The sequence below is a fragment of the Dyella sp. Tek66A03 genome, from assembly GCF_052567735.1.
On sequence record NZ_CP199584.1, the window covers coordinates 320,632 to 335,536 of the forward strand.

Genomic DNA, 14,905 nt, shown 5'->3' on the forward strand with positions numbered 1-14,905 from the left:
AATCCCTTGCCTGCGCCTTCAGCGTCCGCCGTGGATGCCGATGAATTGCAGGAACTCCGAACGGGTGCGTGCGTCGTCGCGGAACGCGCCCAGCATCTGGCTGGTAATCATCGAGACGCCGCGCTTATGCACGCCACGCGTGGTCATGCATTCGTGGCTGGCATCGATCACCACGGCCACGCCGGCCGGCTGCAGGTTTTCCTGGATGCACTGGGCGATTTGCGCGGTGAGCTTTTCCTGCACCTGGAAGCGGCGGGCATAGGCATCGACCACGCGGGCCAGCTTGCTGATGCCGACCACGCGGTTGGTTGGGAGGTAGCCCACGTGGGCACGACCGATGATCGGCGCCATGTGGTGCTCGCAGTGGCTTTCGAATTCGATGTCGCGCAGCACGACCATCTCGTCGTAGCCGGCCACCTCTTCAAACGTGCGGCGCAAATACTCGCCCGGATCGACCTGGTAACCGGAGAACCAGTCGCGATAGGCCTTGACCACGCGCTTGGGGGTGTCCAGCAGACCCTCGCGGCTGGGATCTTCGCCCGACCAGCGCAGCAGAACACGTACGGCCTCCTCGGCCTGTTCGCGGGTGACGTCGGTCGGTTCGTGGCGGTCGCTCATGCGGGGTCCTTCGGCTACAGCACAGACCCGTCAGTGTAACGCCCTCGTCAAGTCTTGCGCCCGCCACGCCCTGGCCGGTTAAGGCGACGCTGATTAAGTATCGCCATCGTCATGATGTCTGGAAGGCCCGCAGGCTGCAGTGCATGGCGCCGGGAAGACTGGCCGTCTTGCCAAGCCGTGCGGTGCGGCCTGCGGGCCTTCCAGGCATCACCCCGTTCATTCAATTCAACATGTTGGGGCCGCCCCTGTCTGCCCGCATCTCTTCGGTGCGCCGGCTCGACAGCCAGCCAGGCTGCCGTCGCCGACGCCCCTGTGAGCTGCGCGCAGACAGGGGCGGTGACGATGGCGATACTTAATCAGCGTCGCCTTAATGGGGATCGGGGGCGAAATGGCCCGGGAAGGGCTCGGGCAGTCCGGTAGGCGGTACGCCAGGCGAGGGGATCACGCCCTGGGCGACCAGACGCTCGCGGGTGTCGTAGTAAAGCGTGATCACGTCGTCAGGCGTAGCGGAGGCACGCTTGAAGTCGGTATAGCTCACCGACGATTCCTCCCGCGGTCCATGACCGGTGCCAAGCGGGCCGCTGGCATCGAGGGGCGGCACAAGCGGAGCCTCGGCCGCGACGGGTGCTGGTGCGGTCGATGGCGGCAGCGCACCCGCGGCTGCGGACTCTGCAGCCTTCCGTGCCGCGCTGGTCGCCTCCGGCACCATCGGCAGGATCGGACGCGGTAGCGGCCTGGCGCGGAATACTGCCAGGCCGATCACGCCGACATTGTCGGGTCGACCTGTGCGAGTTGCGTAGCTTTGCGCGGCATCCGCAAAGACGAAGTCGGCCACCTGCGAGAGACTCTTGCGCCAACCGCGGATATCGGTCGACGTATAGGGACCGAGCACGTAGCCGGTTTGTGCCCAGTCGGCGGTATCGCCCGATATCGCATTCACGCCGTCGACCGATACCACGCTCAATACGCGCTCACCCTCGATATTGCGCAGATGGATCTGGTAGCGGTGGCCGGGTTGTCCCGCCACGTAATAGCGCCCCTGATAACGGTAGACGGGCAGCTCCTGTTGCGTGGTTCGGTCATACACACCCACTTCCACAAGCCGACCTAGGGCGGTGGCCGAGCTGCTCGCCGTCAAAGCGGCCGCCACGATGAGAGCAATGAGCAAGGTTTTCATGCGACGACTCCGGCACGCATCGCCAGCCGATGCATAAGATGAAACGTCGCAGCCCGTCAAACGGGGTTTGGAGCAAAGGAAGCGTTTCCCAACGCGATTTGCGGTCGCGGAATCTGGCGTGATGCCCGGTATCGGCTTCAGGAGATCAGTCGACCGCGTTGTGCTGCGCCACTCGAGTCATCGTGCCGCGCATCGATCCCGCAGAGAGCACCACCAAACCGGGCGCCGATTGCCATCGCGGATAAACAAGCCGAAATCAGCATTCAGGTAAGCATTTGTGGCGTCAGGCTGGCGAAGGTTTGCCTGGAGAATTCTGGGACGCAATTCTCAGAAAGAGACCCAATCTAACTCGCGCCTGAAGGCTCGCAAGCAAATGCCTGAACGTGTGTCGCAGCACTCTTCTCACGTCGCCGGTTGTCGGCGAGCATGCCCGCCGAGGCCAGAGGTAAACGCGTCGTCGCGTCCCGCCCTGGTAGATGCGGAGTTCATCTGAAGACCCCCCTTGGGCACCTCGACCGGAGCACGTTTCATCCATCCAGCCAAGGGAAATCCATGAAAAGACATCTCGTCGCACTCTCGGTATTGAGTGCTGTCATTGGCCTCGGCCTGGTTAGCCCAGAGGTGTTTGCGGAAGACGCGACCGTAGCGCCGGCAAGTGCGCATGAAAGCGCCAAGCTGGCCGGTTCGTATGCGACGTTTGCTGGCTCAAGCAGCAACGCACAGTCGCTGGTGGATGGACTTCGCGCCGGTACGACCATCGTGCTGGTGACGCCTGCTACCGCGACCAGTCCAGCCGTGCAGACCACGTTTACGCCAGACACCGGCAAGCTCGGCTACGGCAACGTCAATATCGCGCTGTCGCTCGCACAGGCGGAATTGTCCAAGGCGGGCATTACGCAACCCACGGCTGCGCAGATCGTCGTGGCGCTGAATGGCGGCACGATCACGAGTTCGAATGGCGCGGTGCCATTGCCTGGTGTACTGGCGCTACGCAGCAAGGGTGAAGGGTGGGGCGAGATTTCCAAGACGCTCGGCTTCAAGCTTGGCGAGATCGAGCACGCGGCAAAAGCGCGTGGCCCGCTGCCGGATCACGATGATATCGACCACGGCAGCAAGGGTGAGAAGGCTGAAAAAGCAGACAAGGCAGACAAGGCAGACAAGGCGGACAAAGCCGACAAAGCCGACAAGCCCGAGAAAGTAGAAAAGCCCGACAAGGTGGATCGCCCTGAAAAGCCTGAGCGGCCTGACAAGCCCGAGCGCGGCGGCCGCTGAGTTTTACTGATTTTCTTCCATGAGGAGGCCCGTGAGGGCCTCCCTTTCGCTATGCCCTGGGAATTTACACATGAAACTCAATAACACCAGCGCGCTCTGTGCCCTGGGCGTGCTCGGCCTCTTGGCGCAGTCGGCCCGTGCGGATGACAACTCGACCATCAAGGTCGGCGCTGGCATCGACTACACGTCTGGCAAGTACGGCACGTCCACTACCACCGACATCACGCAGGTGCCGTTGACGTTGGGTTATGAAACCGGCGACTGGTCGTTCAAACTCGATGTGCCGTACATCCACGTCACCGGTGCGGACAACGTCATTCCCGGCGTCGGCCCGGTCGTGAACAACAACCCGAAGAAGCGCGGTCACGGCAAGAAAAATGTGGTTGTCGCGCCGACGCCGGCTTCCACGGGTTCTGCGTCTGGCCTTGGTGATATCACTGCCGCCGCCACCTACGAGGCCTACACCAACAAGGCCGCCAACTTCGGTATCGATCTGACCGGCAAAGTGAAGTTCGGCACCGCCAGTGCGGATGACGGCCTGGGTACCGGCAAGAACGACTACACCTTCAACGTTGATCTTTACAAGGGATTCGGTGCCTGGACCGTCTTCGGAGGCGTTGGCTATACGTGGCTGGGTAGTTCGCAGTACATCCGCTTGAACGACGTGTTCACGGCCAACGCCGGCCTCGCCTACAAGCTCGATAGCAAGAGCAGCCTTGGTGCGTATTACGACTATCGCGAAAAGGCAGCTAGCACGAGCTTTGCCCGCAATGAGCTGACGGGTTACTACTCCTACAAGTTCGCTAGCGCGTGGAAGGCCCAGGCGTATGTCACCAAGGGCTTCACCGACGGCAGCCCGGATTGGGGTGTGGGCGCGTCCGTGGTCTACGCTTTCTGAGTGCATTGGGAAGATTGGCGGCGTCGTTCGTCGCCCAGCTTCCCGGCTAGGGTTGCAGCGACCCTGCCTGGGGGCGGTGGCCCCTCTGATTCAAGCCTTGTCCCACTCCATCAGAAAGCATGCGGAGATCGACGCGCCGGGGGAGAGGTATTCGGTGGGGGCGAGATTGAAAGCATCGGGCGGGCCGCTTTGCGGTTCGACGCAAGTGGCATGCGCGGTTTCGTCGTAGACCACCCAATGCTTGCAGTCGGACGTCAGCCGAGCGCTTTGCCCATGCCGATGGAGCAGTACCGGCTTATCGTTGAGAAAGCAGTCGTCCCAGGGGCCCCGGGGCGGCGGCGCCAAGGGTAGGGAAGCGATGCCCTCGCCATCGCGCGGGTAGATGCGGCTGGGCTCGAAATCGAGCCGGTCCGGTTTGCGGAACCAGGGATGCCATCCGATCGTGGCCGGCATGGGCTGCGCACCGGCGGTGACCATCAGCGCCATCCGCAGTTGGTTTTCACCGATGTCGATGCGCTGTTGCGCCGTTCCGCCAAAGGGCCAGCGTTCGTCCTCAGGCAACTGCAGCGACAGGCTGACGTGTGCAGCTGCCTGCTCTTCGATCTGCCACGGCAGCGCGAAGCCGACGCCGTGGATGGCGTGGCCGCCCAGATTGAGCGGGAGCTGGTGGTGCTGCCCGAGAAAATGAAATTGCCCGTGTCTGATGCGCCCCGCCCACGGCAGCATCGGGTAGCTTCCCCACGCGATCATGGCCTCGTTCTGGCTGTCGTGACCGACCAGCCACGGCACGCCGTCATAGGTGATCTGCGCGACGCGACCACCGGCGGCAGGGGCGATATCGACGGCGAGCTCCCCCCGTGCGATTCGGACCAGTGGGCCGGGTGCCAGCGGACTCAGCGCGTCGTCGTGCAGCCGCTGGGCATCATTTGCCATAAGGATGCAGTGTGATGATCCTGCCCTGCTCGTCGTAGCGCAGTTCGGTCATCTTGATCGAACGCAGATGGGTGACGCCGCCGGACAAAATCGAGTCGTGATAGAACAGATACCACCGGCCGTCGACCTCGCAGATGGAATGATGCGTGGTCCAGCCGACGACCTCGGTGAGGATCTGTCCCTGGTAGGTGAACGGGCCATACGGGTTGTCGCTGGTCGCGTAGCACAGGAAGTGCGTATTGCCGGTGGAGTAGGACAAGTAATACTTGCCCTGGTACCGGTGCATCCATGGCCCTTCGAAATAACGACGATCGTGATCGCTGGCCAGCAACGGCTGTCCGCTCTCATCCAGGATGCGGATTTCGCGCGGTGCTTCGGCAAACTGCTTCATGTCAGCGCTGAGCCTCGCTACACGCGGCCCCAACGCGGGCTCGTCGTCACGGGGTTCCTGGTGAGCTTCGGCGTAGGTATTGTCGCGATACTTCTGCAGCTGTCCGCCCCAGATGCCGCCGAAAAACATATAAAACGCCCCGTCGTCATCGGCATGCACGGCCGGATCGATGGAGTAGCTGCCAGCAATCGCTTCCGGCTCGGGAGCAAAGGGGCCCTCCGGGCGGTCGGCCACGGCTACCCCGATCTGGAAGATGCCGTCGGCGCGCTTGGCCGGGAAATACAGGTAGTACTGGCCGTCTTTGCAGGCCGCATCGGGTGCCCACATCTGCCGTTCCGCCCACGGCACGTCCTTGACGTGCAAGGCGACGCCACAGTCGACCGCTACGCTGTCGGGCGAAGCCATGCGGAAGACGTGGTAGTCCTCCATGCAGAAGTGGTCGCCGTTGTCGTTGAACGGAACACCGCCCTCGATATCATGCGACGGATAAATATAGATCGCGCCGTCGAATACATGCGCAGAAGGATCTGCGGTGTAGATGTGCGTGACCAACGGCTGCGAAATGGCCTGTTCGGCCAAAGACTTTAGTTGGATTTCTGCGGATTCATCGGACATGGTGGATACCGAACTGGGATGGCGCCGGATTCAGGCATTCGCGCCGGCGGGGAGTCGTCGTTCACCAAGCTCGTGCTCGATGCGCAACTCCATGGATTTGTCGATCTTGTAGAAAAACATCAGCGCCACGCCGAGCAGGAACGGGATGGAGCAGAACAGGCTGACGGTCAGACGAATGCCGTTGACGACGTCCGCTGACTGGGTGGCCGCACCGGCCTGATAGCCGTGATAGGCGAGAATGCCGGCCACCATGGCACCGCCCATGCTGAGTCCAAACTTCAAGCCGCAAAGCATGGCCGAGAAGATGATGGCGGTAGCGCGTCGGCGGTTCTTCATTTCGGAATAATCCGCCACGTCGGCGATCATCGCCCACAACAGCGGAATGGTGATGCCGTAGAAGAAGCCATGAAAGATATACGAGACGACGACCAGGCCAATGGCATCGGGCGCATAGAAATAGAAGGCAAGCAGGAACAGGGTCGAGGCGAATAGCGCACCGCCGAACACGTCGCGCTTGCCGAAGCGGTCAGCGAGCCGTTTGGAGAAGCCGATGCCGACGATCATGAAGATGATGCCCAGGCCGTTGAACAGGCTGAAGGCCGACGTGGGCGCATCTTTCGGCCAGCTGAACTCGGTCAGTCCGATGCCAGCCAGCAGGTGGTTCAATCCCGCGATAAAACGGTTGAAGCCAATATGGTCGAGGAACGCGGTCAGCGATGCGTCGTCCAGGTAGTACTTGAAATAATAGATATAGGTGCCGCCCTTGAGGGCGAGATTGACGAACAGCAGGATGGTGACGGCCAGCATGATCTGCCAGGGCTTGTTCCTGGCCAGATCGGCGAGGTCGTCACGAACGCTGGAAGTCTGCTCCTGCGTTGGCGTGATGCGTTCCTTGGTGGTGAAGAACGTGATCAGGAAAAACACGGTGCCAACGATGGCGAACAACGTCATCGTGTTGTGGAAACCGCGCGCCTTGTCGCCGCCGCCAAGCATCAGCACCAGCGGCAGCAACAGCACCTGGACAATGAACTGCGCCACCATCACCGCCACGAAGCGGTAGGACGAAAGACTATTGCGCTGCGCCATGCTGCCGGTGAGCACGCCGCTCAACGCGGAGTAGGGAAGATTGTTGGCGATATAGACCAGCACCAGCAGCGAGTAGGTGGCCATCGCATAGGTCACCTTGCCTTGCTCGCCCAGCGACGGTGTGCTGAAGGCCAGCAGGGAAAGTGCGCCGAAGGGCAGGGCGGTCCACAGCACCCACGGGCGGAACTTGCCCCAGCGCGTATGCGTGCGATCGGCGATCAAGCCCATGACGGGCGTGAACACGAAGGCCCCGAGCGTGCCGACGACGAACATGATGGTTGCCGCCGTTCCCGCAGGAATGCGGAACACATCGGTATAGAAGAAGGCCAGGAAGGTTACCAGCGTCTGGAAGATCAGGTTGGCGGCCAGATCGCCGAGGCTGTAGCCGACCTTTTCCGTGACCGATAGTGCTTGCGAGGTGTTGTTCATGCGCGCTGGTTCATCGCTTTATCGGGCCGTGGTGAGTGTGACGTACAAACGGCAAGCTGGGTCATGAGACAGAGCGGCCCGCCTGGCCAGGAGGAGCCAGGCGGGCCGCCGCTGCGTCACACAAATCCGCTATCAGAAACTGCCGCGGATGCCGAGCATGATCGTATAGCCTGGGGTGTAGTAGGTATACGCCGCATTTTCGTAGGTGAACGTGGTGCGCAGTGCCGCCTTGGTCATGTTGAGGACATTCAAGGTGATCATCGGCTTCGACTTCCACTGGGCGAACTGGTAGCTAGCCGACATGTCGAGCTGGCCACGCGCATCCGTCCTGATCTGTCCGTAGGGAAGGCCGTTCTGGTTGGCCGTGGAGCTGATCTGCGCGGCGTTCCATACATAGGACAGGCGCACCATCGCGCCGTAGTTTTCCCAATAGGTGGTCACGTTATAGGTATGCGGCGAAATGCCGATCGCCTGCGCCGGTACGCCGCTGCCGATGTTCTTCTGCGAGACGACAGTCCAGTTCGCCGTGACACCGAGACCCTTGGTGATGAAGTCCAGCGGCTGCACCCAGTTCGCTTCTGCGCCCTTGATGAAGAGCGTGCCGTCGGCATTCACCTGCTGCGTGACCTGCACCTGTGCAGCAGCAGGGCCGCCGCGCAGGTTGATCGCCTGCTGCTGAGTGGCGGTCAGGGTCGCAAACGGAACACCCAGCTGAGTGAACGGAATCAGGTTGGTGCCATTCACGGTGAAGCCGGTGATGCGCTTGCCGAACAGGTTGAGGCCCACGTAACCCTCGCCACCCGTATACCACTCGCCACCGAAGTCCAGGTTGGTGGACAGGTACGGCTTCAAGTTCGGATTACCCTGGGTGGCGATTCCCGCCGCGGGATCGCTGAAGTTGGTGTTCGGCACCATGGCGCTGGGGTCGGGGCGGGTCATCGAACGCGAGGCCGCCAGGCGCACGATGATATCGTCAGCCGCGCTGTAGGCCATGTTGAACGACGGCAGGTAGTAGCCGTAATTGTTCGACAGGGAGATGACTTGCAGCTTGCCGCCGATGTTCGATGGACCGGAGATGCCCTGGTTGGTGTAGGCATGGCGCACGCCGCCATTGACGCGAAGATCGCGTCCCCACAGGTCGAATTTGCCGTTGCCTTCCAGGAACCACGCCCACGTTCTTTCCGAGATGTCGGAGCTGTTGGCACCCGTAGCCGCCGAGGTCGCGAGCGGAGCGGTGGCGTTGAGATAGTTGTAGTTGCTGATGGCCTGCAGCGCCGCGAAGTTGGCCTGGATGAAGCCGCCCGGGCCGGGCGACAGATACTGCGGAAGCGCTGACGTCGGAACCGCGGTGGTGAGGGCCCTCTGCCACGCCGCGCTGTTGTCGTAGGCGTTGATCTGGCGGTTGATGTCGTCGTAGGCAGCGCCGACCTTGATGTTGTTACTGTCGTCGCCCCATTGCAGATCCTGGCTGAAGCCCCGATTGTCGGTCACGCGGCGTTCTTTCTGCAGGTTGGCGCGATACCACTGCCAGCCCAGATTGGGGCTGTTCAGATTGACGTTGGGCGTGATGCTCGGGAAGTTGCCGCCAGTGTTGCTGTAGTTGGTTGTGATGCCCTGACCTGTGGGCGTCTGCACCAGGAGCGACGGCTGCTCGTTGAGATACCAGCTGCGCTGCACGTAGCCCTGGAAGTCGAGCTTCCACTGGTTCTGGCTGCCGAACAGCAATTCACCACCCGGATTGATGTTGAAGAACTTGACGTGCTCGTTGTAGTCGCGCTGTTCCAGGAAATACTGGGAATTGGCGAACGTGGCCTGAGTCACCACGTTATTGGAATCCACCTGCATATTGGTGGGGATCATCTGCCCATTACGGCCGATCAGGTTCATGTCTTGGCGTTCGAAATCCTGTTCCTTCTTGGAAAACAGGGTGTCGAGGTAGAAGTGTGCCTGTTCGCTGGGACGGAACTCGAACGACATCAAGCCCGACTGGTGGTCGTTGGTGCCAGTGATATAGGCGGGGCGACCGAGGCGCGGGATCAGCGCGTTGGCGATCTGCCCCGTGTTCAGACCCGGGTTGTTGGCGAGCAGCCAGGCGTTGTTGATCGGCTGGCCTGCCACGAGGCCAGCACCGGCGCCCGGCGGCACCGTCGAGGGAACGACCCAGCTGGCGCCGGCGGGGCTGCATGAGCCCGAGGCGATACCGCATTGGGCTGCGCTCAGATGGGGCGTGGTCCAGCCCACCGATTCGAAGCCGCGTACGTCGTAGTCGGACTGCGCTCCTGTGAAGCCGATCAGCGCGCCGAACGTGTTATCGGCATTGGTCCAACTGCCGATGAGGGCACCGCGCGGTTTCACATCGCTGCCGACCGAGTTATAGCTGGCCTGCCCGGAATAGGTCAGGTGCGTACCCGGATTGTCGAACGGGCGCGTGGTGCGCATGTCGACCACGCCGGCGATGCCGCCTTCCGTCTGACTCGCTTCCGAGGTCTTGTTCACCGTCAGCTGGGTGAAGAACTCGGTCGGCAGCAGGTTCAGGTCGACTTCGCGATTCTGATTCTGCGAATCGAGCGTGCCGGACGAGGCAATGGCAGCCTGGTTGCCATTGAGCAGGATTTTGGTGAAGTTGGTGCCCAGGCCGCGGACCTGGATATTCACGCCTTCGCCGGTGACGTCGCGCGAGATCTGCACGCCGGGAACGCGATTCAGCGCTTCGGCGATATTGGTCGCCGGGAACTTGCCGATGTCCTCGGCAAACACCGTATCGATGAAGCTGGTCGAGTCGCGCTTGGCATCGGTCGAAAACTGCAGGCTGCTGCGATAGCTGCCGCTCACGTTGACGGCGCCTAGCTGCTTCACCGGCGCGGGCTGGTCAGGCGTTGCTGCCGAGGCGGCTGCGGCTGGACCGCTGGTGTTTCCCTGCGTATTCGCCTGGGTTTGTGGCGACGTCTGAGCTTGTGGCGAGGCCTGCGTCTGCGCTTGGTCTTCTGCCTGGGCAGTACCCACCAGACCCAGCAAAGCAATGCTCAAGGCATGCGACAACACCGTTCTTGCACATTTGATCTGCACCGTACTCCCTCCCAATTTCTTGTAGCTTTATGAGTCCCCGCAAAGGCGCCCCCGCGCTTGCTCGCAATGGTCCATTGGATGCAACGACTTACCGGGGCCATGTCTTGTTGGACGTGCAGAACGGTAGCGCTAACATTTTGAACGCGCACGCTGCATGGCAACATAGGGCGAAGACGTCCGCTAAACCAACAAAAATGACTGAAAATACGCGGCCGAATGGAAATGGCAGGAGCGTATTTGTTGGCCGCATGAGGCGATCTGGCGGACACAATTGTCGCTGTAGTAGTGTTAGCGCTACCACCTTGTCGAGGCGGTAAGGACAGGGGTCATGTTGCGAAGCAATAAAAATCGCACGCTGGATCGGGTCTTGTGGGTTTGCCTCGACGTCCGCTAGACCACGGGATGGCCTCATGGGCCGGCAAGTTTGGATGTGAAATGCGCGATGCCAGTCAGATGATTGCCGCCCCGAAGCCGAGCACCAGGATCGGCATGTTTCGCTGGCGCGTCTGCGCCATGCTGCTGGCGGCCACCACCATCAATTACATCGACCGCCAGGTCTTTGGAGTGCTGGCGCCGTTTCTGCAGGACAAGATCGGCTGGAACGAAATCCAGTACGGCCACATCGTCACGGCGTTTCAGGCTGCGTATGCGCTTGGCCTGCTCTGCGCGGGTGCCGTCATCGACAAGTTCGGCACGCGTATCGGCTACGCGCTCGCCATCGGTATCTGGAGTCTGGCCGCCATGGGCCACTCCCTCGCCACCGGCGTCGTGAGTTTCGCGGTAGCGCGCTTTGCCTTGGGCCTGGGCGAGTCGGGCAACTTCCCGGCCGCGATCAAGGCGGTGGCGGAATGGTTTCCACAACGGGAACGCGCACTGGCCGCCGGCATCTTCAACTCGGGCTCGAATATCGGCGCCATTGCGGCGCCCTTGCTGGTGCCGATCGTCGCGGCCAAGTGGGGTTGGCAGGCCGCCTTTCTTTTCACCGGTGCGCTGAGCGCCACCTGGCTGTTGGTATGGTTGCTGACCTACCGGACCCCGGATGAGCAACCCCGCCTGTCGGCCGCCGAGCGGGCTTACATCGGCCATGAACCGCCTGCGCCACGCAGTCGCCTGCCCTGGTCGAAACTGCTGCGTTATCGGCAGTCCTGGGCGATGGTCGCCGCCAAGTTCATCACCGATCCGATCTGGTGGTTCTTTATTTTTTGGCTGCCGAAATTTCTGCACGCCACCTATGGCCTTTCCTTGTTGGGGCTGGGGCCGCCGTTGATCGTGATCTTCGTGCTTGCGGACATCGGCAGCATCACCGGCGGCTGGCTGGCCGGCCGTCTGATCCGGTTGGGCTGGAGCGTCAACCGTGCGCGCAAGGGGGCGATGCTGATCTGCGCGCTGATGATCGTGCCGGTGATCTTCGCGGCGAAGGCGAACAACCTGTGGCTGGCCGTGGCGCTGGTCGGGCTGGCGACGGCGGGGCACCAAGGCTGGTCGGCCAATGTCTACACGCTGGCCTCGGACATGTTCCCGCGCCACGCGGTGGCCTCCGTGGTCGGCATCGGCGGCTTCGCCGGCGCCGTAGGTGGCATGTTGATATCGACCGTGATTGGCGCGTTGCTTCAGGCCACGGGAAGCTATGTACCCGTCTTCATGATGGCCGGCTTCGCCTATCTGCTTGCCCTGCTCGTGGTCCAGGTCCTGGTGCCACGGTTGGAGCCGGCACGCCTGGAAGAGCCCCCGTCAGCTACACCACCTCCTTCAAACATCGTTGCAGCGGAGTAGTTTGAGCATGAAGAAAGCAATCATCATGTGGCTCGCGCTGGCGCTTGTGGCGCCCGTGCTACATGCGCAAAGCACGCCCTTGGCCTCGGGCCAGCCGAAGTTTCTTGGCAGCGCCTATAGCAAGGGGCAGGCGCCGGACTTCGCCAACTACTGGAACAAGGTCACGCCGGAAAACGCCGGCAAATGGGGCAGCGTGGAGGCGGTGCGTGGCGAGATGGACTGGGCCAAGCTCGACGAGGCCTATCACTTTGCAAAGTCGCATGGCATGCCGTTCCATATGCACGTGCTGGTCTGGGGCCAACAGCAGCCGGCATGGATGAAGCAGCTTCCGCCCGACGAGCAGCGCCGCGAAATCGAAAAGTGGTTTTCCGCCGTGGCGGAGCGTTATCCCGACGCCGACTTCGTCGAAGTGGTCAACGAACCGCTGCAGCATCCGCCGGTTGGCAAGCGCAAGGACAGCGGCAACTATATCCAGGCGCTAGGCGGCAGCGGTGCCAGTGGCTGGGACTGGATCATCACCGCGTTCCGCATGGCACGTCAGCACTTTCCGCACGCCAAGCTGTTGATCAACGACTACAGCATTACGCGCAGCAATAAAGACACCCAGCGCTACCGCCAGATCATCGAGTTGTTGCAGAAGGAACATCTGATCGACGGCATCGGCTTGCAAGAGCACGCGTTCGAGACCACGCCCGATGTGCCGATGTCGGTGCATCGCGCCAACCTCGACGTGCTGGCGGCGACGGGCTTGCCGATCTACATCACCGAGCTGGATATCGATGGTCGCAACGACGCCCAGCAACTCAAGAATTACCAGCGCGTTTTTCCGGTGTTCTGGGAGCATCCGGACGTCAAGGGCATCACGCTATGGGGCTTCCGGCCGGGGCTGTGGCGCGACAAGCAGGGTGCCTACCTGGTCCGCAAGGACGGTAGCGAGCGCCCGGCGCTTGCCTGGTTGCGCGACTATGTGCATGGCGCCAGCGCACCCGTAACCGGGGAATCACACCCGCAAGCGCCTTGATGCCTTGCTGGATTCGGCTACGCTGATCCGTACTCCACTTTCATCTCGTATCACTTGAAGAGAAACGCACTCCCGCCATGAATACCGGAACGCATCCCCTGGCCCTGCACGAAGATCGATTGTTTTCGTCCGACGCCGTGCAGCGTGCCATCGCTCGCCGCTTGTACGCGCTGGTCGCCAAACTGCCGATCATCAGCCCGCATGGCCATACCGATCCGTCGTGGTTTGCCGGAAACCAGCCGTTTGCCAACGCGACCGAGCTGCTGTTGCTGCCAGATCACTACGTGTTCCGCATGCTTTACAGCCAGGGTATTCCGCTGGACGCGTTGGGCATCCCGCGTGCCGATGGTTCCCGCGCCAGCGTTGATCCGCGGGAAGCGTGGCGCCTGCTCGCGAAGAACTTTCATCTGTTCCGTGGCACGCCGTCATCGATGTGGCTCAACCATGTCTTCCACGACGTGTTCGACCTGCGCGTGCGCCTGGATGCGAACACCTCCGATCAGTACTACGACCACATCACCGAGGCGCTGCAACAGCCTGCCTTCCGTCCGCGCGCCTTGTTCGAGCGCTTCAATATCGAACTGATCGCGACGACAGAATCGCCGCTCGATCCGCTGGAGCACCACGCAGCCATCCGCGCCAGCGGATGGGGCGGCCGGGTCATCACGGCTTACCGACCGGATCCCGTGGTCGATCCCGAGCACGAGCAGTTCCCGTTCGCCCTGAAGACCTTCGGCGAGATCACCGGAGAGGACGTTTATAGCTGGAACGGCTACCTGCGCGCACATCGTCAGCGTCGGGCGTTCTTTGCGCAGGCCGGTGCGACGTCAACCGATCATGGGCATCCAAGTGCGGCGACAGCCAATCTCTCGCCCGCCGAAGCGAGCAAGCTGTTCGACAAGGTCGTCAGCGGCAAGGCTACCGCCGAGGACGCAGAACTATTCCGCGGTCAGATCCTCACCGAGATGGCGGCGATGAGTCTCGACGATGGCCTGGTCATGCAGCTCCACCCGGGCTGCTTCCGCAATCACAATCATCAGCTGTTCGAGCGCTACGGCCGCGACAAGGGCGCCGACATGCCGATGCGCACCGAGTACATCCATGGGTTGAAGCCCCTGCTGGATCGCTTCGGCAACGAGCCGGGCTTCAAGCTGATCCTGTTCACCCTGGACGAAAGCACCTATAGCCGCGAGCTGGCCCCGCTGGCTGGCCACTATCCGGCGCTGTCCCTTGGGCCGGCATGGTGGTTCCATGATGCCCCGGAGGGCATGTGGCGCTTCCGCGAGCAGACGCTGAGCAGCGGCGGCTTCTACAACACCGTCGGTTTCAACGATGACACGCGCGCGTTCCTGTCGATCCCCGCACGTCACGACGTTGCGCGCCGGGTCGATTGCGCCTTCCTCGCCAAGCTCGTGGCCGAGCACCGCATGGATGAGGACGAGGCAGCGGAGCTGGTGGTTGATCTGGCTTATCGCCTGCCCAAGCAGGCCTATAAGCTCTGAGGGGTTCAGGCGGCCGGCTAAGCAACCGGTCTCCCTTACCGCAAAGACCCCTCACCGTCATCCCAGCTTGACCAGCCCTTCGGCTGTTGAGAGCCGCTGGGATGACGGTGAGGTTTAATCCAGC

11 protein-coding genes are annotated in these 14,905 nt (G+C 62.0%); 5 read left to right on the plus strand and 6 right to left on the minus strand.

What is annotated here, in order from left to right:
* Window positions 1-18: 18 nt before the first annotated feature.
* Together folE and ACT01B_RS01415 are read right to left on the minus strand one after the other, a co-directional pair.
* Window positions 19-618, minus strand: coding sequence for a GTP cyclohydrolase I FolE (gene folE, locus ACT01B_RS01410; RefSeq protein WP_445145620.1), 600 nt, complete (start codon window positions 616-618; stop codon window positions 19-21).
* Window positions 619-985: 367 nt separating this feature from the next.
* Window positions 986-1,795 carry a hypothetical protein gene (locus ACT01B_RS01415; RefSeq protein ID WP_445145621.1) on the minus strand — a complete coding sequence of 270 codons (810 nt, stop codon included), beginning with the start codon at window positions 1,793-1,795 and terminating at the stop codon, window positions 986-988.
* A gap of 552 nt (window positions 1,796-2,347) precedes the next feature.
* On the opposite strand from ACT01B_RS01415, the gene ACT01B_RS01420 reads away from it, so the two are divergent.
* Both ACT01B_RS01420 and ACT01B_RS01425 read left to right on the plus strand, forming a co-directional pair.
* Window positions 2,348-3,067, plus strand: coding sequence for a hypothetical protein (locus ACT01B_RS01420; protein ID WP_445145622.1), 720 nt, complete (start codon window positions 2,348-2,350; stop codon window positions 3,065-3,067).
* Between the two features lie 70 nt (window positions 3,068-3,137).
* Entirely contained in the window at window positions 3,138-3,965 is an 828-nt protein-coding gene (locus ACT01B_RS01425; protein WP_445145623.1) for a transporter, read from the plus strand.
* A gap of 90 nt (window positions 3,966-4,055) precedes the next feature.
* Here ACT01B_RS01425 and ACT01B_RS01430 read toward each other — a convergent pair whose 3' ends face one another.
* The 4 genes from ACT01B_RS01430 to ACT01B_RS01445 form a co-directional block, all read right to left on the minus strand.
* Window positions 4,056-4,898, minus strand: a complete 843-nt coding sequence (locus tag ACT01B_RS01430; RefSeq protein ID WP_445145624.1) for an aldose 1-epimerase — start codon at window positions 4,896-4,898, stop codon at window positions 4,056-4,058.
* A complete protein-coding gene (locus tag ACT01B_RS01435; RefSeq protein WP_445145625.1) occupies window positions 4,888-5,904 on the minus strand; it encodes a glycoside hydrolase family 43 protein in 1,017 nt (338 codons plus the stop codon). Before ACT01B_RS01435 ends, ACT01B_RS01430 begins: the two co-directional genes overlap by 11 nt.
* Before the next feature lie 30 nt (window positions 5,905-5,934).
* On the minus strand, window positions 5,935-7,419 hold the full coding sequence (locus tag ACT01B_RS01440) for an MFS transporter (protein ID WP_445145626.1): 1,485 nt from the start codon (window positions 7,417-7,419) through the stop codon (window positions 5,935-5,937).
* Between the two features lie 132 nt (window positions 7,420-7,551).
* On the minus strand, window positions 7,552-10,440 hold the full coding sequence (locus ACT01B_RS01445; protein ID WP_445147399.1) for a TonB-dependent receptor: 2,889 nt from the start codon (window positions 10,438-10,440) through the stop codon (window positions 7,552-7,554).
* Window positions 10,441-10,920: 480 nt separating this feature from the next.
* On the opposite strand from ACT01B_RS01445, the gene ACT01B_RS01450 reads away from it, so the two are divergent.
* The 3 genes from ACT01B_RS01450 (at window position 10,921) to uxaC (ending at window position 14,781) form a co-directional block, all read left to right on the plus strand.
* Window positions 10,921-12,258, plus strand: a complete 1,338-nt coding sequence (locus tag ACT01B_RS01450) for an MFS transporter (protein WP_445145627.1) — start codon at window positions 10,921-10,923, stop codon at window positions 12,256-12,258.
* A 7-nt stretch (window positions 12,259-12,265) separates the two neighbouring features.
* Window positions 12,266-13,279: an endo-1,4-beta-xylanase gene (locus ACT01B_RS01455; protein WP_445145628.1), complete on the plus strand. Its 1,014-nt coding sequence runs from the start codon at window positions 12,266-12,268 to the stop codon at window positions 13,277-13,279.
* Window positions 13,280-13,356: 77 nt separating this feature from the next.
* Window positions 13,357-14,781 (plus strand): glucuronate isomerase, encoded by a 1,425-nt coding sequence (gene uxaC / locus ACT01B_RS01460; RefSeq protein ID WP_445145629.1) that lies wholly within the window; start codon window positions 13,357-13,359, stop codon window positions 14,779-14,781.
* Window positions 14,782-14,905 lie beyond the last annotated feature (124 nt).